Consider the following 22,716-nt stretch of genomic DNA (forward strand, 5'->3'; position numbering starts at 1 on the left):
ACTCGGTCAGCCGGACACCTTGACCGGATACAGATTGTAAGTTCCTTGTAGGCCTTTGAGTTCGACCTCGCAAGGCGCGCAGAACTCGATCCCGGATGCGCCGTCGATCGCATCGCGCACCGGCTCGCTGACGAGGATCTCACCGCCATCGGCTTGTCCGGCAACGCGAGCCGCCATCGCGACATTGCGCCCGAAGAGGTCGTCGCCGCGCCTGACCGACGGTCCTACATGAATGCCGATGCGGACGCGAATGTGCTCCCAGCGGTCGGTGTTGTCGAGCAGGGCGCGTTGCACGCCGATACCGCACAGCACGGCTTGGCCGGGATCCGCGAAGGCCATCATGAACCCGTCGCCCTGATTCTTCACCACGTGGCCGCCGTGGTCGTCGACGAATTTTTGGATGAGCCTGTTGTGCCTCTCCAGCACCTTCACCCATCCCCGGTCGCCCAAGGCTTCGTTGTGCGCGGTGGAATTCTCTATGTCAGAGAAGGCGATCACCACATCGCCGTCGGCGCTGAGCCGGGCAAGATCGGGCCGTTCCACCTGCGCCCAACCGGCGAGATCTTCGACCGAGTTGCGGACCGTCGCGCCGACCCCTTTCGTCAGCAGTGAATCGGCTGTCTTGAATGCGGTTCTGATCGCAAACGGCGCTACTCCGCGGCGTCGGCGGCGCCGCCCACTGCTGCGGCGGCTGCGCTCGAGCGCGGCGCGTGCTCCGTGCAGCTGCCGTCGCGACACGATCAGCAGAACTCCGAGCGCGATGAGGCCGGCGAGCTCGACCACAGCCACCACGGCCAACAGCACGGTCATGGGCCGAGTATGCCGCAGCGGTGGGTCAGCGGTTCGGGGCAGACCGTTGCATCATCAGCCGTACGCCGGCCACAACCAAGTCGGGCTGGTGGAGTTGGATGAAGTGGTCGCTGCCGGTCGCGATCATGTGTGGTGTCTGTGGCCGCAGCGCGACCAGATCCGCCGTGGCCTCTCGCCACGCCTGTTCCAGCTTCGCGCCCTGCTCGGCTGGGACGGTGCCGGGAATCGCGAACGGCTCGGTCCTCGTCAGCACGACGGTGGGGACGGGCGGAAAAGCCGGGGCCGCGGCGACCTGCTCGATGCTCTTGTCGATGTCGATCACCTCGAACGAAGGTGAATTCGCGAATTGCGGCAACGGCTGGTCCAACATCTGGCGATAGGTCGGCCAGTCCGATCCCATCAGGCTCGGTATCTCGACGGGAAATGCATCGACGAACACCAATGCCCGCACCTGGTCGGGATAGGTCTGGGCGTACAGCCGGACGAACAGCCCGCCCAGCGAGTGCCCGACCAGAATGTAGGGGCCCGGAACATGTGCGGCGGCGAGCAACGCATGCAAATCCTGGACAACGTCCTGTGCGGTGCGTGGCATCGCAACCGGTGAACTGCGATCGGTGATGCTAGGCGGATCGGGAAAGCGCAAGGTGCCGGGCCGGTCATAGGCGCAGACGCGGTGATCGTCAGCGAGGGCAGGCAGCACGCCGGGACCTACCGCTGGCGCCGCCACGTCGGACAGACTCCATGGATCCGACGAGTTGTGATAGCCGGATTCCAAAATGACTGTCGGCCCGCCTTTTCCATGGCATTCCAGATAGAGGTGCCGGCCATTGCCGATCTCAATCGGATTGGCAACGTCGCCGCCTGCGCCTGCAGTGCGATAGTTCCCTGGGTGACCACCGCATCCCACCAGCGCAGCCAACAATGCGATAGTCAACAGGAATCGACGGGCGCCGTCAGCGTTGGGCATCGCGTCATTGTGCGGGTAGTCGGCCCTACATGACGGCATTCTGGGGAAGATTGAGCTACGGCGGGCGCTTCGGCCCGCCCTGCCGGGGAGGGTTAGTCCAACTTTGGCCACAACACGTGGAGCAGCCCTCTGGGTCGTAGCGGCCATCGGTTACCTGGTACTCGAGGCGGTCGCCGCCGCGGGCTTTGAGCCCGGCTACAGCTACGCGCACAACTACATCAGCGATCTCGGCGTTTCCCGCGGCACGCTGGTTCACGGCCAGATGGGCTACTCGCCGCGGGCTTACTTGATGCATGCCGCGTTCTACCTGCAGGGCATCCTGTTCTTTCTCGGAGCAACGCTGATGGTGGGTGTCCCCGACAATCGAAGGGCCCGAATATTTTTGGGCACAGTTGCCGTGAACGCGGTTGGCAATATCGTGATCGGGACAGTGCACAGCGGCAAGGTGCACATCATCGGCGCTGTGCTGGCGATTGTCGGCGGCAACGCCTCCATTCTGACGGGAGTCGCGGCCCTTCGGATGGTTGCCGGGCGACTTTGGTACCGCCGGGTCTCTAAACTCCTTGCAGCCCTGGGCTTGTTGTGCATGATCATGTTGATGCTCAATTCGGCGACGGCACAGACAAACCTGCTGCCCGACGGGGCGTGGGAGCGCGGAAGCGTGTACTCGATCACCATCTGGCAGTTGCTCACCGCCGCCTGCCTGTTGACCAGTCGCCGGCGCCAACCCGAGAAACTTGGGAGATGATGCAAGCGTGACGGTCAAGAAGACGAACGACGTGCTGCGGATCGGCGGCAACTTCGAGCCCACATTCGATGCCGAGCTGGTCGCTCGCTACGAAATCCCCAAGCTCCCGGAGGGGCCACAGCGAACCAAGTTCCTGGCCGAGCATTCGGCGCAATTTCGCGTGGTGGTGACCTCAGGCCGACCCGGCGTCGACGCCGAAACTATTGCGGCCCTGCCCAATCTGGAGGTGATTGTCAACAACGGGGCCGGAGTGGACTTGATCGATCTGGAAGCGGCCAAGCAACGGGGTATCGGGGTGAGCAACACTCCAGATGTGCTGTCGGACACCGTTGCCGATACAGCACTAGGGCTGATCCTGATGACACTGCGCCGCTTTGGCGCGGCCGACCGCTACGTGCGGGCGGGGCGCTGGGCGCGCGAGGGCCCGCTCCCGTACGCCAGGGACGTCAGTGGCCTTCAAGTCGGCATCCTGGGATTGGGCCGTATCGGCTCGGCCATCGCCAACCGATTGCTCGGATTCGACTGCGCCATCGCCTATCACAACCGACACCGAATTGACGGGTCGCCGTACCGCTACGCGGACTCGCCACTGGAGTTGGCCGAATGGGTCGACGTGCTGGTCGTCGCTACCACCGGCGATGAGCGGACTTGTCATCTCGTCGACCGAGCCGTCCTCGAGGCGTTGGGTCCCGAGGGCTACCTGATCAACATTGCGCGCGGCAGTGTCGTGGACCAGGACGCGCTGGTGGAGCTGGTCGCTGGCGGCGCGCTGGCCGGAGCAGGGCTGGATGTGTTCGCCGATGAGCCCAATGTGCCTGCGGCGCTGTTCGATCTGGACAATGTGGTGCTGTTCCCGCACATCGGCAGCGCGACAGCCCGAACACGCCGGGCGATGGCGCTGCTCGCGCTCCGCAACCTCGACAGCTACCTGAACACCGGTGAGCTGGTGACACCCGTACTGCGCCCGGGTAAATAGCGCCGGCACTACCGCCGATCCCTGATCGCTGCGTTACAGTGCGAGCGCTTGACGCAGCACCGCGATCTTCTCCGCTTCCTCGCGCTTCGAGATAGCTGCGTCTTGGATCAACATCGAGCCGTGGAAAGTGCCGGGGAACAAATGTAATTCGACGCTCACGCCCGCGGCGAGCATGGCCAGCGCGTAGGCGACGCCTTCGTCGCGAAGGGGGTCGAAGTGCATGACCGAGACGTACGCGGGCGGCAAACCCGCCAAATCGGTCGCGCGAGACGGCGCGGCATAGATCGATACGCCATCGGTGCCGGCGCGCCCGGGCCCCAGGTAACAGTCCCAGCTGACAATCGCTCGGGGGCGACTCCACAGTGGGGTATCGGTGAAGTCGGTCATGCTCGCGGTGGCGAGTCGGTCGTCGAGCTCGGGCACGGACAGAAACTGGAACGCGATATGCGGTCCGCCGCGGTCACGAGCCAGCAGCGCCAGCGCCGCACTCAGCCCGCCACCTGCGCTGGTGCCCTGAATCGCGATGCGTTGCGGGTCGATCCCCAATTCGTCCGCCTGTGCCACCATCCAGACCAGCCCGGCGTACACATCCTCCAGCCCACCGGGGAACGGTGTTTCCGGTGCGAGCCGGTAGTCAACGGACACCACGACTACGCCGAGTGCGCGGGCGAGAATGACGTTGGAGGCGTGCTCGGTTTCCAGGTCACCGGCGACAAATCCACCCCCGTGCACGTTGTACACCCCGGCCGGTGCGCTGCGCTGGTCGGGCCGGTAGATGCGGATCGACACCGCGGGATCGCCGTCGCGTCCGGGGATTTCACGGTCCTCGATCTGCACTCCGGTGGTGTCCGGCGGCGGAAACGCAGCGATCATGTCCGACAACGCCGCCCGGATGGCCAAAGGATCGTCGCCCGGGAGGTCGGGCAGGAGTGGAACCACCGCAGCGATTTCCGGGTCGAACGCATAAGTCGTCATCTGGCACTCCTGAGGTCGATCAGCGGCAACGTTGCTCAGTCATCTTGCCCCCGGCGTCGATATCTGGCTAGATCGCGTCGGTGTTTGTGTGCGCCCTGCGTACATCCGCCGACAATGTCCAGCGCGAAAGCGGTTGTCAGATAGTTACTTCCACGCGAAAACCGGTTGCTCGAGCTGATCGACCGCATCTTGGCGTCCTTCCAGACACAGCCAGCGCAACTGCAACAACACCGCGCCGGTAGGTGCGTGGATGAGGTCGTTTCCCAACGGGATCTGCACGACCGGTCGCGGGCTCTCCGATATGGTGATGAACCGCGGCGAGTCATCGCGTTGCAGCTGGTGTAGCCCCACCCGGTATACCGCCACGACCTCGTCGGGGGCGGGATGAGGATCGAGCCGTCCGCCTCCCCAGATCACCACAGGTGTGATGACGTATCCGGACCGCGTCGGGTAGTCGTCGAGCAGGCCCAGCACCGTCGAGTCCGGCAGTTCGATCCCCACCTCTTCGTGCAGTTCCCGCAGCGCCGCGTCGACCGCGGTCTCGCCCGGATCCAAGCGGCCTCCGGGCAGTGCCCACTGCGCCGCATGCGAGGTAAGACGAGAAGCCCTGCGGCACAGCAGAAACGCGGCACCGCCGGACACGTCGACCATCCGGCCGTCCAGATCCGCTCCCGGCATCGGGCGACCGTCGTTCCAGGCCTCCACCGACACCGGATCCACCCGGTCCTCCCCGACCTCCGAATCGACCAACACCACCGCGACCGCGGCATGCCGCTTGGTCGGATCGCTCACCACGCGACGGTCGTGGGCCGCTAGATGGTCGCGAATCCGCTCATGCAGCGCCACGTCGTAGGGGATGGTCACTTCTCGAGACTAAGCGGTGATCAGTTCTGCCGACCGGCCAGCTCGGCGACGAAACGATCAATGAAGCCGGCCAGCGGCCCGCTCCCGGCGGGCCGGATGACGAATTTCGTCAGCCCGGCATCCAGGTAACCGTCGAGTTGGCGGTGCAGCTGATCCCAGCCCGCGGCGATCAGGTCACCCGGATCGACGTCTGGACGGCGCCGGCGGGCTGCCGCGACCAACTCTGCCGACAGTTCGCCGTCAGCTACACCCAACGAAATACCGAAGTGATCCGGCTCGATTCGTCGCCCGGCCTGTTCCGCGGCACGCTCGATCGCCTCGCGCCCGGCCCGTGCCTCATCCGGAGTAAGGAAGCTGCCCAACCAGCCATCCGCCAACGTACCGATGCGCCGATACGCCGCCGGCGCCGAGCCGCCCAACCAAATGTCCAGTGGGGGAGTCGGTTTCGGTGTGATCACCGCTCCGCTGACCGTGAAGTAGCGGCCGCGGTAGCTCGCTGCTTCGTCGGTCAGCGCCACGCGCAGCACCCGCAGCGACTCGTCGAATACCGCTGCCCGTTCTCCGTCGGGCACCGCGAAAAGCTCGCGCTCGGCCGGAATCGCCGAACGCAACCCGAACGCCGGCAGCACCCGCTTGGGTGCCAGCGCCGCCAACGATGCCAGTTGTTTTGCCACCAGCACCGGATGGCGCCCCGGCAGCACCGCCACCGATGTGCCGACCTTCAGTCGGGCCGTCCGCGAGAGCGCATAGGCCATGCCAACCATGGGATCCACCGTGGGGGCGTACACCAGCTCGGAGAACCACAACGAGTCCACCCCGCTGGCCTCCAAATGATCCACGATTCCGGCGAGTTGATCGGGTGTGCTGTCCGCACCTAACCCGATCCCGAAGCGAATCTTCACCCGCGTCTCCCTTCGTGGTTGTCCCGCATGCGTATCGCAACACGGCGGCGCCGGCGTTTGTGCCCGTCACGCAATCACGAGGCCGGGCAATGAGCCGCCGGACGAATCGGAATCCTCGCCGCGGTCTTCAAATAGCGGCTGTTAGGCGTTCGCGAACTTTTCGGCCAACTGGACGGCCTCCTGCTGGATCCGCTCGAACTGCGCACCCATCGCTTCGGATAGCGCCGTCGCCCCCGACAGCGGACGCACCATGACCATGAAGTCATCGATCAGACCGTCCTCGTCGAAATGCAGGAAGTCGCAACCGGTGATCTTCACGCCCGGTGCCCCGGATATACCCGTTTCGAATACGAGCGCATGGTCGCGACCGTCGCTGCCGGCGATCTCGCGGATGTAATGGAAGTCCTCGAAGACCCGCAGCACACCACGCAGAATCGCCGCGGTGATCGGCTTGCCGACGTACGGCTTGAACGCCACCGGACTGGTGAACACGACGGTGTCGGCCAGCATTGCCTGGATGGCTGCTTCGTCGCGGTTCTCGACCGCTTTCCGGAAGGGATGCATCAGATCATGGTGCCGGATCCGAGAGGTAGTGCATAAACACCGGACGCAGCCATTCGACGAGTCGCGCGTCGTTCATGTCGGCCAGCGCCGGAATGCACAGGATGTAGCGGGCCGTGGCAAGGCCGAGCAGCTGTGACCCGACCAGCGCGGATCGCTCGTGAGCGTGATCGAGCACCACCGCGGCCAGCGCCGGGGCAACCTGGTCGACGAACACCGCGAGTAGAGCGTCCGCGGCAGTCCGGTTGGTCGCGGCCGCGCGCAGCATCGGGAGCAGCGGGCCCTGCGGTCCCCAGACGCCGATGAACACCGGCAGCAGCAGATCGGCAATGCGGTCCGGGGCGATGCCGGAGAGGTCGGGGAACTTGACCTCGAATCGCGAGGCCGCGGCGAAAAGGTCCGCCTTGCTGCCGAAGTAGTGCATCACCAGCGCCGGATCGACACCGGCCTCCCCGGCCACCGAACGGATGGTGGTGCGTTCGAAGCCGCGGGTCCCGAATTGCGACCGCGCGGTGGTCAGAATCGTCGACCGCGTGGCCTCTGCATCACGTGCTTTGGACGCCATCCGCGCAGTGTATTCAACAATTGTTGACATAGCACGCAGCGCGGCCTACCGTTTGAGTTCAACAACTGTTGAACTCAATACCCGGGGGATTTCAGCCATGGCCGTCACAGCCATCCAGATCGGACTCGATCCCGATGTGATCGACTACACCGCACCCGACTTTGCGCAATTCCCTGGTCTGTCGAGGGCGAAGCTGCGCGCCGCCAACAACGAAAATGTCGTGGCGTTGCGCGCCGCAGGCTACGACGTCGACAACTGCCTGATCGACTTCGGCGAGGCGGGTGCCGATAAAGCCCGCCAGTGGCTGGAGGCCAAACAATACGACGCGGTGCTCATCGGCGCCGGCGTGCGACTGATCGCCAGCAACACGCTGCTGTTCGAGTCGATCGTCAACGCCGCACACACCACGCAGCCCGGCTGCCGCTTCGTTTTCAATCGCGCAGCCGTCGCGACACCCGACGACATCCGTCGCTGGTACCCACACCCGGAGGCGGTGGCACGATGACGACCCACCCTGTCAACGTCCTCGTCGTCGGCGCCGGGCCGACGGGGCTCACCGCCGCCGGTGACCTTGCGCGCGCGGGCCGCTCCGTCACCGTGCTCGAGCGGTGGCCCACGATCAACCCGTCCAGCCGCGCCTTCGCCACCATGGCCCGCACGCTGGAAGTCCTCGACGCCCGGGGGGTCGCCGAGGACCTTCTGGCGCGTTCACATCAGGCACCGGGGGTCACGATTTTCGGCGGTGCCCGCATCGACCTCACCCACCTCGACTCGCCCTACCAATTCGCGATGATCACCCCTCAGACCAACGTTGATCGGGCGCTGACCGACTATGCCATCGCGCAAGGCGCCGATATCCAGCGCGGCGTCGAGGTCGTCGGCCTCGATCAGGACGCCGACGGCGTGACCGTGACCGTACGAGCACACGGCGACGGTGCGAGCGACCATATCCGTTGGCGGGCAGAGTATTTGATCGGCGCCGACGGCGCGCACAGCACCGTGCGCGCATTGGTGGGCGCGGATTTCCCCGGCCGGACAATCCTCTCGTCGATCGTTCTTGCCGACGTGAAGCTCGCGCACGGCCCCTCTGGACGAGGCCTGACACTGGGCAGCACCCGCAAAGAGTTCGCGTTCCTGGCCCCCTATGACGACCGCGACGCCAGCGGCGCCTGGTACCGCGCAATGGTCTGGGACCGCAACAATCAGCTGCCCGACGGCGAGCCAGTCGACGAGAACGAGATCGCCGACATCCTGGCGCGGGCGATGGACCCCGATCCTGGACTGCTCGAGGTGGGGTGGAGGTCCCGATTCCATTGCGACGAACGTCAAGTCGCGCAGTACCGGCATGGTCGCGTGTTTCTCGCCGGGGATGCTGCACACGTCCACTCCCCCATGGGCGGCCAGGGCATGAACACCGGTATTCAGGACGCCGCGAACCTCGCGTGGAAGATCGACGCGGTACTCGCCGGCGCCGACGACGCCGTGCTCGACACCTACCACGACGAGCGTCATCCGATCGGCAAGCGGGTCTTGCTGCAGTCCGGCCTGATGGCCCGTGGCATCACGCTGCGGCCCGCGGTCGCGCGCCGACTACGAAACGTGCTGGCACCCCGGCTACTTCGCATTCCCCGGATCCGTGATGCGATTGCCGGCAGCTTCGCCGGTACCACGTTGCGGTATGCCTCTCGCAGGGGCGAAAGCCCTCTGGTGGGCACCCGCGCTACACAAATTCCGTTGCGGCACGGGCGAATCAGTGAGCTGCAGCGCCTGCCCGGTTTCATTTTCATTCGTGAGCGGGGTGCGCCTTGGATCGACGCGGCCGGACTCCCCCAGGCAGAGCGGGCCGACGACGGTCCCGCGGTGTTGGTGCGTCCCGACGGCTATATCGCCTGGGCGGGCAACTCGGCCGACCGGGCTGCGGGCGCCGAGACGCTTGCGTGGTGGACAGGCCGTAAACCGCTCTGTCTGGTCAGCTGATTGGCCAATCGCGCCCGTCGAATCCCACGAGTTCGGCGACCTGCTCGGCTGAATAATGCCCGGGGCCGAAGCCGTTTCGCACCGTGGCGCGTGCGGCCCGGGCTAAAGCGGTGTTCAGCGGGGCGTCGATGCCGTGTCGGTGCGCGATCCGGACGATCTCTCCGTTGAGGAAGTCGGTCTCCACGTTGCCGGTCTGGCGGCTCAACGACTGCCACGTCGAATTGCTCGGCCCGGTATTCGATCCGGGCACCGGCCGTATCGTGGGCCCGTCCGCCCGCGTTGCCGTCGAAACCTCGAACGAGATGAATTCGATTCCCGCTTGCCGCAACACATTTTCGCCTTCGCGGCGCAGCGCGGTCACCACCTCGACGGCCGAGTCGACGGTCAGTGCGCCCACGGCGTTGCCGAGGTTGCTCAGCAACTTGTTGTACTTCCACGGCGCGACATCATCGGGAGTACGCACCCGGACCCCCGCCGCGGTCCAGGTCTCGGCGAGCCCCGCCAACAGCTCGGTGTCGTCTTGGGTGCGCAGCGATGCGGGCCACCGCGCGATATGGAACTGCCCGACCACCGGCCACGCCCGCACAATGACTTCGCCCGGTTCGAGGTGCACGGCCGGCAGCCAGACGCAGATCCCGAATACCCGGCGGAAATACCGCAACGCTTTGTCTTCTGCGGCCACGCCGTTGAGTGCCGTCATTGCCGGTAGCAGCTCGCCCGCGGTCCCGATGGCGCCGTCCGGGCCACGGACGGGTTGATCCACCCACTCTTGGAGGGCGCCATCGAGTTGTTGGGTCTTGGTCGCGAACACCAGGACATCACGGTCGGTCAACACGACATCGCCGGGCCGCGACGCGGTGGTGACCGCGGTGCGGAATGCTCCGTCGGGCGTCTTCAGGGTGATGCCCGCGGCGGCCAGGACCTCGGCATGTCGACCGCGCGCAACCAACACGGTCGGGACACCGGCCCGGGCCAGCACCCCGCCCACGGTGCCGCCGATAGCGCCGGCGCCGATGATCACGTATCGGTGATCGTCTCGTGGCGACAATTGGCCCGCCTTCCATCGGCTCCGAACCCGCTCTTGGGCGAGGTTACGTCGGCTCCGGTGGGCACGCTCCCGGCGGCTTTGTGAGCGCGCGAAAGCGGGCCCCGTTCTGAGGTTGCTGGTACCCCGCGACCAGCAACCCGTGAAGGGAGCCCGCTTTCTCTTTGCCATCCATGTCTGTAGTCGTTCGACTACAGTGTAGTGTAGACATATGACTACACGCAGCGCAAGCCCCGATGCAGCGCAGGAATCCGCTCCGACCGGCCGCGACGAAGTGGTCGCCGCGATCCTGGACAGCGCGGCGGAGATGTTCGCAGAGCGCGGTCCGGCGGCAGCGTCGATTCGCGACATCGCAGCCCGGGCCCACGTCAACCACGGCCTGGTCTTCCGTCATTTCGGAACCAAGGAGCAACTGGTCGCCGCGGTACTCGATCACCTGGCCGCCAACCTGACCACCATGACCAACGGCGAGGCGTCGCCGAGCGACATCGACACGGCCACCACGCGCCATTTGCGGGTTATCGCGCGGGCCCTGCTCGACGGGTATCCGGCGGGTCAACTGCAGTCCAGCTTTCCCGCCGCGGCCAGGCTGCTCGACGGCATCCGGCCCCAGCACGACAACGACGACAGTGCCCGCCTCGGTGCGGCGAATGCGATCGCGCTGCTGCTGGGCTGGCGGCTGTTCGAGCCGTTCGTGCGCTCGGCGACCGGACTGCACGATTTGCCTCAGGACCAGCTGCGGGAATCGATCTACACCGAGATGGGCAGGCTGGCCCAGCCGCACTGATGCGGGGAGTGCGGGTCGCTGTCGTCTCGAGGTTCGCAAGTGGCGGATGCTCGGTAGTCTGGGTGGGCGTCGAAGCCCCGAGGAGGCGCTGATGTCCGGCATCGTCTGGACGAATTGTCATGGATGAGACAGCGCCGACCGTGCCCGATCGGCTGGCGCGGCTGCCGTCCCCGCCCGGTCCCGGGTTGCCGGGAATCGTGCACACCGCCTTGTTTCCCTACCGGCACCGCATCATGCCGTGGATGCGCAAGCGTTACGGCGACATCTTCGAGGTTTCGGTGCTGGGCAAGCCCGCTGTTCTGCTGTGCAGTCCGGACCTGAATCGGCGCGTGTTCGGCGGCGACGAAGCGACGTTCCACGCCGGGGAAGGACGAATCCAGGGGCTGCGCCGCGTAATGGGTGACCATTCGGTACTGACCACGGATGAGGCTGCGCACCAACGGCTTCGCAAGTTGGTGATGCCGTCATTTCACGGCGGGGCGTTACGCAGCTACCGCGACATGATGGTCGAACTCGCCGCCGAAGAAATACGCCGATGGCCGGTAGCGGCGTCGTTCGCCGCGCAGCCGCGGATGAACGCCGTGACACTGGAGATCATCTTGCGCGTCGTCTTGGGTGTCAACGCGGGGTCACAACTGGACGAGCTTCGCGACGCGCTCTCCCGGCTCGTGTCGGCACCGATGGCGGTGTACATCGACGACGCGATCACACCGCTGCAGCGATTCGGGCCTTGGAGACGTTTCCGTCAATTGTTAACGCGCATCGACGAATTGCTCTACGCGGAGATCGGCCGGCGCCGCAGTGCCGCGGACACCGGGGACCGCAGCGATGTGTTGTCTCGCTTGATCACGACGCAAGTCGATGACGACCGGCTCTCCGATGCCGAACTGCGCGACCAGATGGTCACCCTGCTGCTGGCCGGTCACGAAACCAGTGCGACGACGTTATCGTGGGTCCTGCATGACCTAGCGCACGATGCGGCGTTGCAGGACAAGGCAATTGTCGCCGTCGACGCCGCGGACGACAGATATCTCGAAGCCGTGGTGAAGGAGTCGATGCGGCTACACCCCGTGTTCTTCGGCGTCGCGCGACTGCTCACCGAGGACGTCGAATTGGGCGGCTACCGCGTCCCCGCCGGCTACACCGTGTTTGCGGGCATCCTGCCGGTGCAGACGGATCCCGGCCAGCACGTCGATCCCCTGACATTCCGGCCAGAGCGGTTTCTCGACGGGTCCGCCACGCCGGCGAACTGGCTGCCATTCGGCGGCGGCGCCCGCTATTGCCTGGGGGCGGGGTTCACGATGATGGAAGCCACCGCAATTCTTCGTGAGGTTCTCCGCGCCTATCACCTCACACCGGGCCGCACCCGGCCGGAGCAGCCTCGCGCCCGCCACGTCATCTTCGCGCCCTCGCGCGGCGGATGCATCATCGCCCACCGGCGCGCGAAATAGGCTGTCAGAGCATCGAATCGATCATCGATCCGCCGTCGTTGTCGACTTGAGTTGTCGCGTTGTCGTTCTGCCTGAAGTCAATGAAGGCCGTCTGCCGACTCGAGGTGTTCAACAGCTCGTTGAACGTGCCGATGACGGGAATCGGCCCCTGCGGACCTGACACGTCCGCGGTGTAGTTAATGAAGGCCTCCTGCTGAAAGTTGGCTCCCTGCAACGTTCTCGTGATGGGCGCGCTCAAGTTCTTGACGTTGATCAAGCCCGCCGCCGGTGTCCCGGTCAATTGATCGATGTCGGCCTGCAGCATGCTGGCCAGATCGGGCCCGCTGGCTGGTTTGACCGCGACTTGCAGCTGCGCGCTGGAGTTCGCGTTGGACAGTGCGACCCAGTTGGGGCCCCGGTCCGCGACCGCCCATCCCGGCGCGGGGGTGATCGCGACGCCCGGCACGACGACGACCGAGTCGGCCGAAGTCAGCGCCACCGTCGGCCGGTTGGCGGTGGCGGCCATGCCGATCGCCGCGGTCACAGCACCGGCGATTGCGAGCGATCCCAACCGACGCATTTGCGACGTGGGTTTTGGTGGCGAGGTGATCATGCGGGTACTCCTGTCGCTCGGCCGGGCGGTGTCAATTCGCCCGCTGACATCCAGCCTCACCCCGCGGCCTCGAAGTGTCCAAGACCGAGCCGCTATAGCTCGATATCTTCCGCTTATCGAACTCTGTTAGCGGGCATCAAGGGCTACAACCAAAGGCTGGCATCCCGATTACGACAGAAATCTTCACTACCCGAGTAATAACGGCGAATAGGCAGACCGCGTGGCAGGCAGCGAACCGCCGAATAACGGGGCCCACACAGCGTCATCGCCCTCGGTCTCCGCGGCAGAATTGCGCCGGGATCCGTTGTGGCGCAATGTGTTACCCCAGTCGAGCGGAAGACCGATGCCTATTTATGAGCCGGCACAGCTAGGCAGCTGCCACCCCGGGAGTCGACACGGGGGTTACCTCGGAGTGCACGTGGCCGCAGGTATCGCAGCGCACCTCGTACTTGAGTGTGTCGTCGCCGGATTCCAGGAAGCGGTACTCGGCCCACGCTGCGCACCGTGGGCACCGCGCACGACCCTGCTCTACTGTCGTCATCTTCGGCCCCCCCTACTCAACTTTGGCTCGGTGAAAATACCCGCTTGACGCCTGGTCAAACCATCGATGTCAAAACTGATCGCCTATCGCACTGTTGACCGCTTGGAACACATATCGTTGGGAACATGTGCGCTCACATCGTCGCCGAGCCGGGAAGTGCCGCCGCAAGGAAGCCTCTGCGGGACAAGGGCATCACCGACTTCGGTGGCACCTGGCGCGACAACCACTATCCCGAGTCTCGCAATCAACCCGCCATCCGGCCGCAGCCAGCGCCGCGAGCAGAGGAGCTATCGGCATGACCGAAACCGCCACCCCGTTAGTCGGGAAGGTCGCCTACGTGACGGGAGCGGCCCGCGGACAGGGCCGCTCACACTGCATCCGGCTAGCCCGCGCCGGTGCCGACATCGTCGCGATCGACGCCTGCGCACCAGTTGCCGAACACAACGGCTATCCCCCGGCCGCACCCGAAGACCTCGCCGAAACGGTCAGCCTGGTCGAAGGCGAGGGCCGCAAGATCCTCGCCGAGGAGGTCGATGTCCGCGACCTAGCCGGCCAGCAGCGAGTGGTATCGACTGCGGTCGAACAGTTCGGACGGCTCGACATCGTCGTGGCCAATGCCGGCGTGCTGAATTGGGGTCGGGTGTGGGAGATTTCGGCTCAGCAGTGGCACGAGACCCTCGATACCAATCTCACCGGGCTGTGGAACACGATGAAATCCGTAGTGCCCGCGATGATCGCGGCCGGCAATGGGGGGTCGATCATCAACATCAGCTCCGCGGCAGGTATCAAAGCCGTCCCGGGCTGTGGCCATTACTGCGCGACCAAATTCGGTGTGGTCGGCCTCACCAACTCGCTGGCAGTCGAACTCGGTGAATTCGGTATCCGTGTCAACTCGGTGCATCCCTACGGCACCGACACCCCGATGGGCAACGATCTGTCGATGTATCAGGTCTTCCAAGACCACCCGCACTACATCCACAGCTTCTCACCGGGCGCGCTGCCGACCGATTCGCTGGCCGCCCCCGACCTGATTTCCGACATCGTGGTCTGGCTCGCCAGCGATGCGTCCTCGTTGGTCACCGCCGCCCAAATCCCGGCCGACAAGGGCTATCTCAAGATCTGAGCGCCCTACATCACCGTCGGCCGTCACCGTCGCTGGTGGCGGCACCGGCGCTCCGGGCGCGGCCGATGGCGGCGGAATCGCTGTTGGGGCCATCGGAGAAAGTAGGAAGCTGCACCGATTCCGAATCGGCACCGGTGTGGGACACAACCTCGGGCTCGTTGAGATGTGAAAACAAATCCGACGATTTCATGGAGCGGGGTCCTTAAATTGGTTCGGCTTCAGCGCAACGCTGGTCTGTCGGGCGAAGGGAGATCGGTTCGTGAGCTGCGCAAATACACACAAAACGTCAACGGTGCCATTGCCAACACGAACGACTTACCTACCAATCTACACGTGAGCGCCGGGGAAAGACGTCGCCCGGTGCAATTGGGCCCGACAACCCCCTCAACGTGCTGTGGGCTGGCGGGAAATCACCCGCCAGCCCACAAGAAGAAAAGCTCACACTAGACGGCGGTTACCCCGACTGCCTGCGGACCCTTGGCCCCCTGCTCGATATTGAACTCAACTCGCTGGTTGTCCTCGAGCGACTTGTAGCCGTTTCCCTGGATTTCTGTGTAGTGGACAAACACATCTGCTGCGCCGCCATCCGGAGCGATAAAACCGAAGCCTTTTTCGCTGTTAAACCATTTCACAGTTCCCTGTGCCATACCTTCAACTTCTCTCATTCTGAATGGATGCCGACGGGCATCCCGGGCCAGACTAGCACGTGCGCCACGTAGCGGTTGTTCGACTGCGATAGAAGGCTTTTCATGCGCTGAGACGCCCTGCCGCCGCCGAACAATGGAGGACTCGTCGACTACGAAAGATACGAGCGCACCATCGGGCTAGTGGATACTGAAAAAGCGCTCGCAACACGGCAATTCGTCGTCCACGATGCCGGCTCCGACGCCTGATGTGACTGTGCGGTGGTCGACTATCGACTCAGTACCGGCCTGAGGTCGTCGAGGCGGTCGAACAGGTGCCAGATGTATCCCGATGTTCCGTCCTCGCGATGCCGATGCAGATCGGCGAGTTCGGGGTCGTTGCAGTAACTGTCAAACGCCTCCCGCGATTCCCACTCCACGAGTATCAGCACTTGACGTGGATCGATGGCGCCGACGACCGCGCGCTGGAAGCTCCCGAGCGCAACGACCCGCCCGCCGTGCCGCGCCACCTCGGCGGGTGAACGTCGTGAGTAGGCGCGGTACTCGTCGGCGTCGGCGATGTCGAAGAGGTTCAGGGCATAAACGGTCATGGTCGCAGACGTTACTTGGCCACGCCGGTCACCAGCGATTCGCCTTTACAGCAGGCTGACGAGCTGCTCGACCGAGTCCTTCGGCAGCTCACCGTCCACAACCGCGGTGACTGTCATGTTCTGCAAGGTGATCGCACCCCCGTGGTTGTCCAGGAACGCGGTGTCGGCGGCATCGCGGCCGGTGGCGATGCGGACCATAGACTGCCGGGGGGCCAGGCACGTGGCGTCGACGACCCGCCACACACCATCGATCAACGCCTCGGCCACCGCGTGAAAATCCATCGGGTGGCATCCGGGCGCATACACCGCCGCCAATCGGGCCGGGACGTTGACCGCGCGCAGCAGCGCGATAACCAGATGGGCATAGTCGCGACAGACGCCAGCGCCGGCGAGCAACGTTTCGGTGGCCCCGTCGATCGGATCGCTGGATCCAGGGACATAGCTCAGCCGGGTGCCGACCCACGACGAGACTCGCTCGAGCAGCGTGACCGATGGGCCGTACTGCCCGAATTCCGTGGCAGCGAATCCGAAGAACTTGTCGGCTTCGGCGTATCTGCTCGGGCGCAGATACGTGATTGCGTCGAGATCGCTGAGCGGCTCGGGATCCGCCTGCCCGACGACCGTCGCCGAGTACGACATGGTCACTGTCCCTTTGTCGGCCGCCACGACATGAATGCGCGACTGATGCGCACCGATGATTTCGCGCGGTTCAAGCGCCTTGCCGTTTCGTTTGATGGTCAGCGATTCGTTTACCTCGACGCCTGGCTGACGACTGACCGCGATCTGGAAGTCCAGCACCGTCGGTTCAGTGACCTCGAGTTCGATTTCGGCGCCAACGCTGCGGCTACCCTCGGTTGTGCTGCTGCCGTCTGTCGCGCTGCGGCGTTTCCATGCAGGCATACGATCAGGCCCCCTCTTCTCAGCCAGTCGAATCCCGCTCGCTGCTTGGCAGGGCTTTCGTGTACGCACTTTCTACAACACAACGGCTCTGGGCGCTCGTCCGGCGTGAAGCACCAATGGAGGGCTGGGGCGCGGCTATTGGCCCGCCCTGTGGGCCAGATCGATGGCGTACTGGTTCACGAAGGTGCCCGCCGGTGGATCACCTTTGCCGCATGACCCGTCGGATTCGCCGGGACGCTTGATCCACAAGTAGGCGTCGGCGTGCGCACCCGCGGTGGATGCGGTAGGCGGCGTGCCCAGTGCTCGGCCGCTGGGGTTACACCAGTTGAGCTCGGCGTCGGGCGCTGGTCCGGCACCGTTGCGCGACGTGTCGACCACGTAGTGCGCACCGTTCGTGAGCCCCGAAATCGCCTCGCCGTAACCGATTTCGTCCTCGGTGGTGAAGAAGTTCGCAGTATTGACGCTGAAACCCCGCGCGTGGCCGACACCGGCCTGGTTGAGCCGTGCGGCCATGTCCTCGGGGCTATGCCAGCGCAGGTGTCCGGCATCGACGTATACCGCCGCGTTCGGGTCCCGGGTCAGCGTGTCGACGGCGTAGCGAATCAAGTCGAAGCGTTCTTGGCGCTGATCACCCGACAGACAGTCGGCCATGGCGAGCGCATCGGGTTCGACGATGATCGCCACCCGCGAGGCACCCACGCCGGCAGCGATGCCGTCGATCCACCCTTGGTAGTCAGCGCCGGACCCGAGGCCACCCGCGGCGAAGCTGCCGCAGTCGCGGTGCGGGATTCCGTACAGCGTCAGCACCGGGATGGCGCCAGCAGCATTTGCGTCGCCGACATACTTCCCGACCGTGCCTGCCGAGCCGCCCGGGACGATCCAGTACGCCTGCGGCGTGTTGGCGATCGCGGTCAACTCCGGACTCGGCGGCTCGGCGCCCTGCGCGGCCCGCATGGCCGCCGAGCCGGGATTGACGTAGAACGGTGCTCCGGCCAACGGGTTCCCGTCGGCGACCAGGCGCATCGTCGGGGCGTGCACCGGGTTGGCAGAGGTACCCATGTAGGCAACGGCCGCAACAGTCAGAAAGGGAGCAATCCACCGCGCGAGGGCGCCGGCACCTGAGGACATCACCCAGGAAAATTAGCGCGTCACGGCATGGAGCGCGCACCTGGCCCGCAAATCGGTGAAGCGTCGCTGCGTCCAGTGGGCTGGGGTCCACGCGTTAGTGTTCGTTGGTCGGCCTCCGTGAACCGGCCGGTAGAAAAGTTGGGCAATTCATGACCGCAGCAGCAGAAACGTCGATGCTCGAATCGCGGGTCGGCCATTACTACAAGATCGACGACACGTACCAGGTCGGCCGCGAGAAGGTGCGCGAGTTCGCCCGGGCAGTTCAGGACTATCACCCCGCGCACTGGGATGTCGCCGCCGCCGCTGAGCTGGGATATTCGGACGTGGTGGCACCGCTGACATTCACGTCGGCCCCGGCTATGGCAGCCAATCGACATCTGTTCGAATCGGTGGTCATCGGTTACGAAATGTACCTGCAGACCGAAGAAGTCTTCGAGCAGCACCGGCCGATCGTCACCGGCGACGAACTGCACATCGACGTCGAGCTGTCATCGGTGCGCCGGATCGCCGGCAGAGACCTGATCACCGTGACCAACACCTTCACCGACGCTGCCGGCGAGCGGGTGCACACGCTGCACACCACCGTCGTCGGCGTCACTTCCGAGGATGTCGATCCGGCGATCAGGGCGACCGCGCAGCAAGTGATGATGCACGACGTGAACCTCGCCGGAATCGAGTACTCCGATGCGGCCTACCAGAAGACGGAGCGCCCCGCGGGCGAGGTTCGGCTCGCCCAAGCGGATCCGACCCGCACCCTTGGGACGCCGTCCTTCGACGACATGAAGGTCGGCGACGAGTTACCGGTGCACCACGCGCGACTCTCTCGCGGCGACCTGGTGAACTACGCCGGCGTGGCCTGCGATGCCAACCCGCTGCACTGGGACGAGAACCTCGCCAAAATGGCGGGGCAGCCCGATGTGATCGCCCACGGAATGCTCACCATGGGGTTGGGTGCCGCATTCGCCTCTGCATGGTCGGGCGATCCCGGTGCGGTGACCCGCTACGCGGTGCGGCTGTCCCAGCCCGTGATCGTGTCGGCCGCCGAGGGTGCAGACATCGAATACAGCGGCCGGATCAAGTCGCTCGACCCGGCAACCCGCACCGGTGTCGTCATTGTCGCCGCGAAGTCCGGGGGCCGGAAGATCTTTGGCCTGGCGACATCGAATATCCGCTTCCGCTGACACGGCCGGGCTGGCGCAGGTGTCGAGATGCAGAGAAGATTGACTTGATGGTCGCCACCGCCCCGGGACTGCCGAAGACCTCCAACAGGACCTGCTTGGGGTTGTACTTGCTGTTCTCGATCGAGTCGGCGCGCGGCCACGAAACCACGTCATTGGAGCCGAAGATGCCGTGCAGCCGGTACACGCCGAAACCGGCGATCGCCACGACGAGCACCGTCACGATCACCGTCCAGCGCCGGCGAAGCAAGCCGTCACCCGAAACACTCATTTCCTCTACCTTTCAGGGCGCGTCCGACGCGGATGTTGGGTCGTCGGCGACCGAATCGTCCAGCCAGGATTCTCGAACGTCGCAGCCATGCAACCGTTTTCGCTTGTTCGACGAATGGACCCGATCACTCATGCTGTCGAGGAACGGGACGGGGAGTTTTGCCGTCTTACTGACGGGCCGGCGCCCGTCGGGGCCTGAGGTCCTCGATGCGGTCGAGGACCTCATCGAGTGCCGTTTCGAGAGGGGCGGGGTCGCGGCGAACCTGCGCGAGCATGATGCCGCCTTCGACCGCGGCCAACAGCGCGGTTGCCAGGCGGTCGGGGTTGGCCTTGCGGCGCAGCTCGCCCCGGCCCCACATGGCCTGCAGGCCCTCGCGGATCGCCGCTTCCCACTGGTCGAATCCACCGGCGAGGTCAGCTCGACACTCCGGGAAGCGCTCGGCCAGCTCCCCGACCAGCGACCCGACCGGGCAGCCGCCTTCACAGTTCTGCTGGCGATACGTGTCAACGATGAAGTCTCGCCAGGCGCGCAACCCCTCCATGCTGTCCAGCCCCCCGAGCGTTGCCAGCAGAGCCTGGATACGGTGGGCGATGACGGCCCTGATCAGCGCTTCCTTGTCCCCGAAGTAGTAATACACCTGCGAAGGTCCAACGCCCGCGGCCTTCTGGACGTCGCCAAGACTGGTGCCGGCGACACCGTGGTCGTACATCAGTTGCGCTGCTGTCGCCACGATCCGCTCCCGGGTGGCCCGTCCCTTGGGGGTGAGCCGTTGCGGCTCGGTAAACGATTCATTCGCTGCCATCACTGTTGGCCAGGTCTGGGGAGATCCGTCGCTGCGGGCCCCGCTGACCTGATCCCCCTTCCGATTCGTCTGATCGGTCCGCCGTTCTGCGCGGAGCTGCTCGCGGCGACCCGGAAGCCAGATCAGCTCCAGGGTGACCACAATTTTGTATCATACACTACATAAATAAAGCAAGCAACTGCCGGCTCTGCTACGGGGTAGCGTTCGCCGAAGTAAGTCTAGTCCCGGTGGACAGTGGATGAAATATGTTCTGCTACAGCAGAATTGCTACTAGCAGCGGTCATTCACGCCGCAAGCCCCGACGATCGACCTCATCATATTTAAGCGTGACTATGTAGTGTCCACTACAAAATTGATGTACGCTGATGAGGCTCCCCGACTGAAGTGACGATGCCGGATGACCAGCTCGTGCGGGTGCGGGTGCGAAAGTCTCTATCGAAAGGAAATGACAGCATGGCTGCGAGGTCGTTCAAGGCGGTTCTGATCACTGGTGCCAACGTTGGGCTCGGCAAGGAGGTCGCGCGCCAACTCGCTGTTACCGGCGATTTCGACCGGATCTATCTGGCGTGTCGCAACACCGGCAGCGGGTGGTCTGCGGCCGCCGATCTGGAGCGCCTCACGGGCAGGTCCATCTTCACGGTAGTTCGAATGGACCTGACCGATTTGGACTCGGTGAGGTCAGCGCTGAGCACGTTGGATGGCGAACTGCATTCGGTCGTCATGAACGCCGGCGGCATCGGCGGCCCAACACCGTTGGCGCTCACCGCTGATGGCGTCACGCATGTCTTCGGTTCCAACGTATTGGGCCACGTCGTACTGCTCGAGAATCTCATCGACGCCGGGGCATTGACCAACACCGCGGTCCTGGTGGGCAGCGAAGCCGCGCGCGGTGTTCGCATGATGCGGATGCCGCGGCCAACGTTCACGGACCACTCGGTGGAGGAGTTCGCCAGCGTCATCGACGGCTCGTTCTTTAAGCAGCACAAATTCAACACGTTCCTCGCTTATGGACAGGTGAAATACCTTGGTGCGTTGTGGATGTCGGCACTGGCGGCAAAGCATCCCGACCTGCGGCTGCTCACCGTGAGCCCAGGCAACACCGCGGGAACCGACGCCTTGCGCGACATGGGCCCCGTCACTCGGGCCATGATGAATCACGTCATGTTGCCCTACGTCCTTCCCGCGCTGGGGGTCGGACACCAGCTGGAGAAGGGCGCCCAGCGGCTGGCCGATGGAGTCACCGACGACCAATTGCGCAGCGGCGTGTTCTACGCCAGCCGACCGGGCGCCGTCACCGGGCCCCTCGTAGATCAGTCGGTAATCGTCGCCGACTTCAAGGACCCCGCAATACAACAGCATGCCGACGAAGCCATCCATCGCTTCGTGAAGAAGCCACGCTCACACCAAGAACCGCCTCCCCGCACCATGGGTGCAGATGGCGTCGAGTCTCGCTGACGGCCCAGATCGGTCCCACCCTGCCGCACGCCGCGTCGGCGGCAGTCCAACCACAGACGACGAGCATCGACCACGACAACGAGGAGGGCATTCCGTGACGACCCTGCAAGAAGCAGCATCGCTGTCCAGCGACGAGCAGGGGCTGGTGGTGCTGTCGACGTTGCGGGCCAACGGCACCATCCAGTCCTCGCTGGTCAACGCCGGCGTCCTGGCCCATCCCGCCACTGGAGAGACCATCTTGGCCGTGGTCGCGGCAGGCCCCGTCAAACTGGCGAACCTGCGGGCTCGACCCCAGATCACCGCCACCTTCCGCAACGGTTGGCAGTGGGCGGCGGTCGAAGGGCGCGCCGAGCTCGCCGGACCCGACGACCCCCAACCCTGGCTGGACGCCGACGGACTGCGGCTTTTGCTCCGAGCGATCTTCACCGCAGCCGGCGGTGAACACGACGACTGGGACGACTACGACCGGGTGATGGCCGAACAGCGCCGGGCAGCGGTGCTCATCCGGCCCGACCGGGTCTACAGCAACTGATGTCGCTGCGACACAAGGTGTTTCGGGGTCTCGCCATCTCACCGCCTGGTCATGGCTATTCGCGGTGCTCGACGTCGTGGCGGCCACCGCATTTCGCCGTCGCGGGCGCCGTGGAGTTGACGAGGCGCAAGCGCTCTAGAGCAACGGATTTCTCCAGGAGAGGTACCGCGACGTGATAGCCGAGTTTCGTGGTCGACCGATGTGGCGCCCACCACTGAAGTGCCAAGTGTTCTCGCAATAGAGGGCTGACAAGCCCTCACGATAAGGAGTCTGGATGACCATCACTTTGACGAACCCGCGTGCCCTGCCGAAGGTCGACTTTCACCGCCAGG

28 protein-coding genes are annotated in these 22,716 nt (G+C 64.9%); 11 read left to right on the top strand and 17 right to left on the bottom strand.

Translation table 11 applies throughout. The features are described 5' to 3' along the window. Positions 1–6 precede the first annotated feature (6 nt). Positions 7–810, bottom strand: a complete 804-nt coding sequence (locus tag ACZY0B_RS19125) for an adenylate/guanylate cyclase domain-containing protein (RefSeq protein ID WP_463765774.1) — start codon at positions 808–810, stop codon at positions 7–9. 25 nt (positions 811–835) lie between these two features. Next, positions 836–1,777, bottom strand: coding sequence for an alpha/beta fold hydrolase (locus ACZY0B_RS19130; protein ID WP_463765775.1), 942 nt, complete (start codon positions 1,775–1,777; stop codon positions 836–838). 103 nt (positions 1,778–1,880) lie between these two features. Here ACZY0B_RS19130 and ACZY0B_RS19135 point away from each other — a divergent pair, with 103 nt between their 5' ends. Continuing rightward, the gene (locus ACZY0B_RS19135) at positions 1,881–2,525 is read left to right on the top strand and encodes a DUF998 domain-containing protein (protein WP_463765776.1); all 645 of its coding nucleotides are present in this window, start codon (positions 1,881–1,883) and stop codon (positions 2,523–2,525) included. Positions 2,526–2,532: 7 nt separating this feature from the next. Next, the gene (locus ACZY0B_RS19140; protein WP_463765777.1) at positions 2,533–3,501 is read left to right on the top strand and encodes a 2-hydroxyacid dehydrogenase; all 969 of its coding nucleotides are present in this window, start codon (positions 2,533–2,535) and stop codon (positions 3,499–3,501) included. A gap of 33 nt (positions 3,502–3,534) precedes the next feature. On the opposite strand, the gene ACZY0B_RS19145 is transcribed toward ACZY0B_RS19140, so the two are convergent. The 5 genes from ACZY0B_RS19145 to ACZY0B_RS19165 all read right to left on the bottom strand — a co-directional run bounded on the left by ACZY0B_RS19145 (position 3,535) and on the right by ACZY0B_RS19165 (position 7,368). Continuing rightward, complete coding sequence (locus tag ACZY0B_RS19145) at positions 3,535–4,476, bottom strand: alpha/beta hydrolase (RefSeq protein WP_463765778.1); 942 nt, start codon at positions 4,474–4,476, stop codon at positions 3,535–3,537. 144 nt (positions 4,477–4,620) lie between these two features. Further along, complete coding sequence (locus ACZY0B_RS19150; protein ID WP_463765779.1) at positions 4,621–5,340, bottom strand: NUDIX hydrolase; 720 nt, start codon at positions 5,338–5,340, stop codon at positions 4,621–4,623. Positions 5,341–5,360: 20 nt separating this feature from the next. Then, positions 5,361–6,242 (bottom strand): TIGR03854 family LLM class F420-dependent oxidoreductase, encoded by an 882-nt coding sequence (locus ACZY0B_RS19155; protein ID WP_463765780.1) that lies wholly within the window; start codon positions 6,240–6,242, stop codon positions 5,361–5,363. Between the two features lie 141 nt (positions 6,243–6,383). Beyond that, on the bottom strand, positions 6,384–6,806 hold the full coding sequence (locus ACZY0B_RS19160; RefSeq protein ID WP_463765781.1) for a nuclear transport factor 2 family protein: 423 nt from the start codon (positions 6,804–6,806) through the stop codon (positions 6,384–6,386). A 4-nt stretch (positions 6,807–6,810) separates the two neighbouring features. Beyond that, on the bottom strand, positions 6,811–7,368 hold the full coding sequence (locus ACZY0B_RS19165) for a TetR/AcrR family transcriptional regulator (RefSeq protein ID WP_463765782.1): 558 nt from the start codon (positions 7,366–7,368) through the stop codon (positions 6,811–6,813). On the opposite strand from ACZY0B_RS19165, the gene ACZY0B_RS19170 reads away from it, so the two are divergent. Both ACZY0B_RS19170 and ACZY0B_RS19175 read left to right on the top strand, forming a co-directional pair. Continuing rightward, the gene (locus ACZY0B_RS19170; RefSeq protein WP_463765783.1) at positions 7,358–7,873 is read left to right on the top strand and encodes a hypothetical protein; all 516 of its coding nucleotides are present in this window, start codon (positions 7,358–7,360) and stop codon (positions 7,871–7,873) included. The two genes, ACZY0B_RS19165 and ACZY0B_RS19170, sit on opposite strands and share 11 nt — an antisense overlap. After that, a complete protein-coding gene (locus ACZY0B_RS19175; RefSeq protein ID WP_463765784.1) occupies positions 7,870–9,345 on the top strand; it encodes an FAD-dependent oxidoreductase in 1,476 nt (491 codons plus the stop codon). Before ACZY0B_RS19170 ends, ACZY0B_RS19175 begins: the two co-directional genes overlap by 4 nt. Here the strand turns inward: ACZY0B_RS19175 and ACZY0B_RS19180 are convergent. After that, complete coding sequence (locus ACZY0B_RS19180; protein WP_463765785.1) at positions 9,338–10,393, bottom strand: ketopantoate reductase family protein; 1,056 nt, start codon at positions 10,391–10,393, stop codon at positions 9,338–9,340. The genes ACZY0B_RS19175 and ACZY0B_RS19180 overlap by 8 nt on opposite strands. Before the next feature lie 208 nt (positions 10,394–10,601). Here ACZY0B_RS19180 and ACZY0B_RS19185 point away from each other — a divergent pair, with 208 nt between their 5' ends. After that, positions 10,602–11,177 carry a TetR/AcrR family transcriptional regulator gene (locus ACZY0B_RS19185; protein ID WP_463765786.1) on the top strand — a complete coding sequence of 192 codons (576 nt, stop codon included), beginning with the start codon at positions 10,602–10,604 and terminating at the stop codon, positions 11,175–11,177. A 119-nt stretch (positions 11,178–11,296) separates the two neighbouring features. Then, complete coding sequence (locus ACZY0B_RS19190) at positions 11,297–12,628, top strand: cytochrome P450 (protein WP_463765787.1); 1,332 nt, start codon at positions 11,297–11,299, stop codon at positions 12,626–12,628. A gap of 4 nt (positions 12,629–12,632) precedes the next feature. On the opposite strand, the gene ACZY0B_RS19195 is transcribed toward ACZY0B_RS19190, so the two are convergent. Continuing rightward, positions 12,633–13,106 carry a hypothetical protein gene (locus tag ACZY0B_RS19195; RefSeq protein WP_463765807.1) on the bottom strand — a complete coding sequence of 158 codons (474 nt, stop codon included), beginning with the start codon at positions 13,104–13,106 and terminating at the stop codon, positions 12,633–12,635. 481 nt (positions 13,107–13,587) lie between these two features. After that, on the bottom strand, positions 13,588–13,761 hold the full coding sequence (locus tag ACZY0B_RS19200; RefSeq protein ID WP_463765788.1) for a hypothetical protein: 174 nt from the start codon (positions 13,759–13,761) through the stop codon (positions 13,588–13,590). A 125-nt stretch (positions 13,762–13,886) separates the two neighbouring features. Between ACZY0B_RS19200 and ACZY0B_RS19205 the strand changes: the two genes are divergently transcribed. Both ACZY0B_RS19205 and ACZY0B_RS19210 read left to right on the top strand, forming a co-directional pair. Next, on the top strand, positions 13,887–14,060 hold the full coding sequence (locus tag ACZY0B_RS19205) for a hypothetical protein (protein ID WP_463765789.1): 174 nt from the start codon (positions 13,887–13,889) through the stop codon (positions 14,058–14,060). Next, positions 14,057–14,884, top strand: coding sequence for a mycofactocin-coupled SDR family oxidoreductase (locus ACZY0B_RS19210; RefSeq protein WP_463765790.1), 828 nt, complete (start codon positions 14,057–14,059; stop codon positions 14,882–14,884). The genes ACZY0B_RS19205 and ACZY0B_RS19210 overlap by 4 nt, the downstream gene beginning before the upstream one ends. A 10-nt stretch (positions 14,885–14,894) precedes the next feature. On the opposite strand, the gene ACZY0B_RS19215 is transcribed toward ACZY0B_RS19210, so the two are convergent. From ACZY0B_RS19215 to ACZY0B_RS19235, 5 genes are all read right to left on the bottom strand, one after another. Next, a complete protein-coding gene (locus ACZY0B_RS19215; RefSeq protein ID WP_463765791.1) occupies positions 14,895–15,074 on the bottom strand; it encodes a hypothetical protein in 180 nt (59 codons plus the stop codon). A 253-nt stretch (positions 15,075–15,327) separates the two neighbouring features. Beyond that, positions 15,328–15,531 (bottom strand): cold-shock protein, encoded by a 204-nt coding sequence (locus tag ACZY0B_RS19220; RefSeq protein ID WP_463765792.1) that lies wholly within the window; start codon positions 15,529–15,531, stop codon positions 15,328–15,330. 266 nt (positions 15,532–15,797) lie between these two features. Continuing rightward, positions 15,798–16,118, bottom strand: a complete 321-nt coding sequence (locus ACZY0B_RS19225) for a DUF1330 domain-containing protein (RefSeq protein ID WP_463765793.1) — start codon at positions 16,116–16,118, stop codon at positions 15,798–15,800. A gap of 45 nt (positions 16,119–16,163) precedes the next feature. Continuing rightward, positions 16,164–17,018: a transglutaminase-like domain-containing protein gene (locus ACZY0B_RS19230; protein WP_463765794.1), complete on the bottom strand. Its 855-nt coding sequence runs from the start codon at positions 17,016–17,018 to the stop codon at positions 16,164–16,166. A 135-nt stretch (positions 17,019–17,153) separates the two neighbouring features. Continuing rightward, complete coding sequence (locus tag ACZY0B_RS19235) at positions 17,154–18,149, bottom strand: glycoside hydrolase family 6 protein (protein WP_463765795.1); 996 nt, start codon at positions 18,147–18,149, stop codon at positions 17,154–17,156. A 146-nt stretch (positions 18,150–18,295) separates the two neighbouring features. Between ACZY0B_RS19235 and ACZY0B_RS19240 the strand changes: the two genes are divergently transcribed. Then, entirely contained in the window at positions 18,296–19,327 is a 1,032-nt protein-coding gene (locus tag ACZY0B_RS19240) for a fused (3R)-hydroxyacyl-ACP dehydratase subunits HadA/HadB (RefSeq protein WP_463765796.1), read from the top strand. On the opposite strand, the gene ACZY0B_RS19245 is transcribed toward ACZY0B_RS19240, so the two are convergent. Further along, positions 19,257–19,595 (bottom strand): MmpS family transport accessory protein, encoded by a 339-nt coding sequence (locus ACZY0B_RS19245; protein WP_463765797.1) that lies wholly within the window; start codon positions 19,593–19,595, stop codon positions 19,257–19,259. The genes ACZY0B_RS19240 and ACZY0B_RS19245 overlap by 71 nt on opposite strands. 166 nt (positions 19,596–19,761) lie before the next feature. Next, entirely contained in the window at positions 19,762–20,538 is a 777-nt protein-coding gene (locus ACZY0B_RS19250) for a TetR/AcrR family transcriptional regulator (RefSeq protein ID WP_463765798.1), read from the bottom strand. Positions 20,539–20,850: 312 nt separating this feature from the next. On the opposite strand from ACZY0B_RS19250, the gene ACZY0B_RS19255 reads away from it, so the two are divergent. After that, on the top strand, positions 20,851–21,852 hold the full coding sequence (locus ACZY0B_RS19255) for an SDR family NAD(P)-dependent oxidoreductase (protein WP_463765799.1): 1,002 nt from the start codon (positions 20,851–20,853) through the stop codon (positions 21,850–21,852). Positions 21,853–21,946: 94 nt separating this feature from the next. Beyond that, complete coding sequence (locus tag ACZY0B_RS19260) at positions 21,947–22,384, top strand: TIGR03618 family F420-dependent PPOX class oxidoreductase (RefSeq protein ID WP_463765800.1); 438 nt, start codon at positions 21,947–21,949, stop codon at positions 22,382–22,384. Positions 22,385–22,716: the final 332 nt, after the last annotated feature.

The sequence above is a fragment of the Mycobacterium sp. IDUB_19 genome (genome assembly GCF_055419445.1).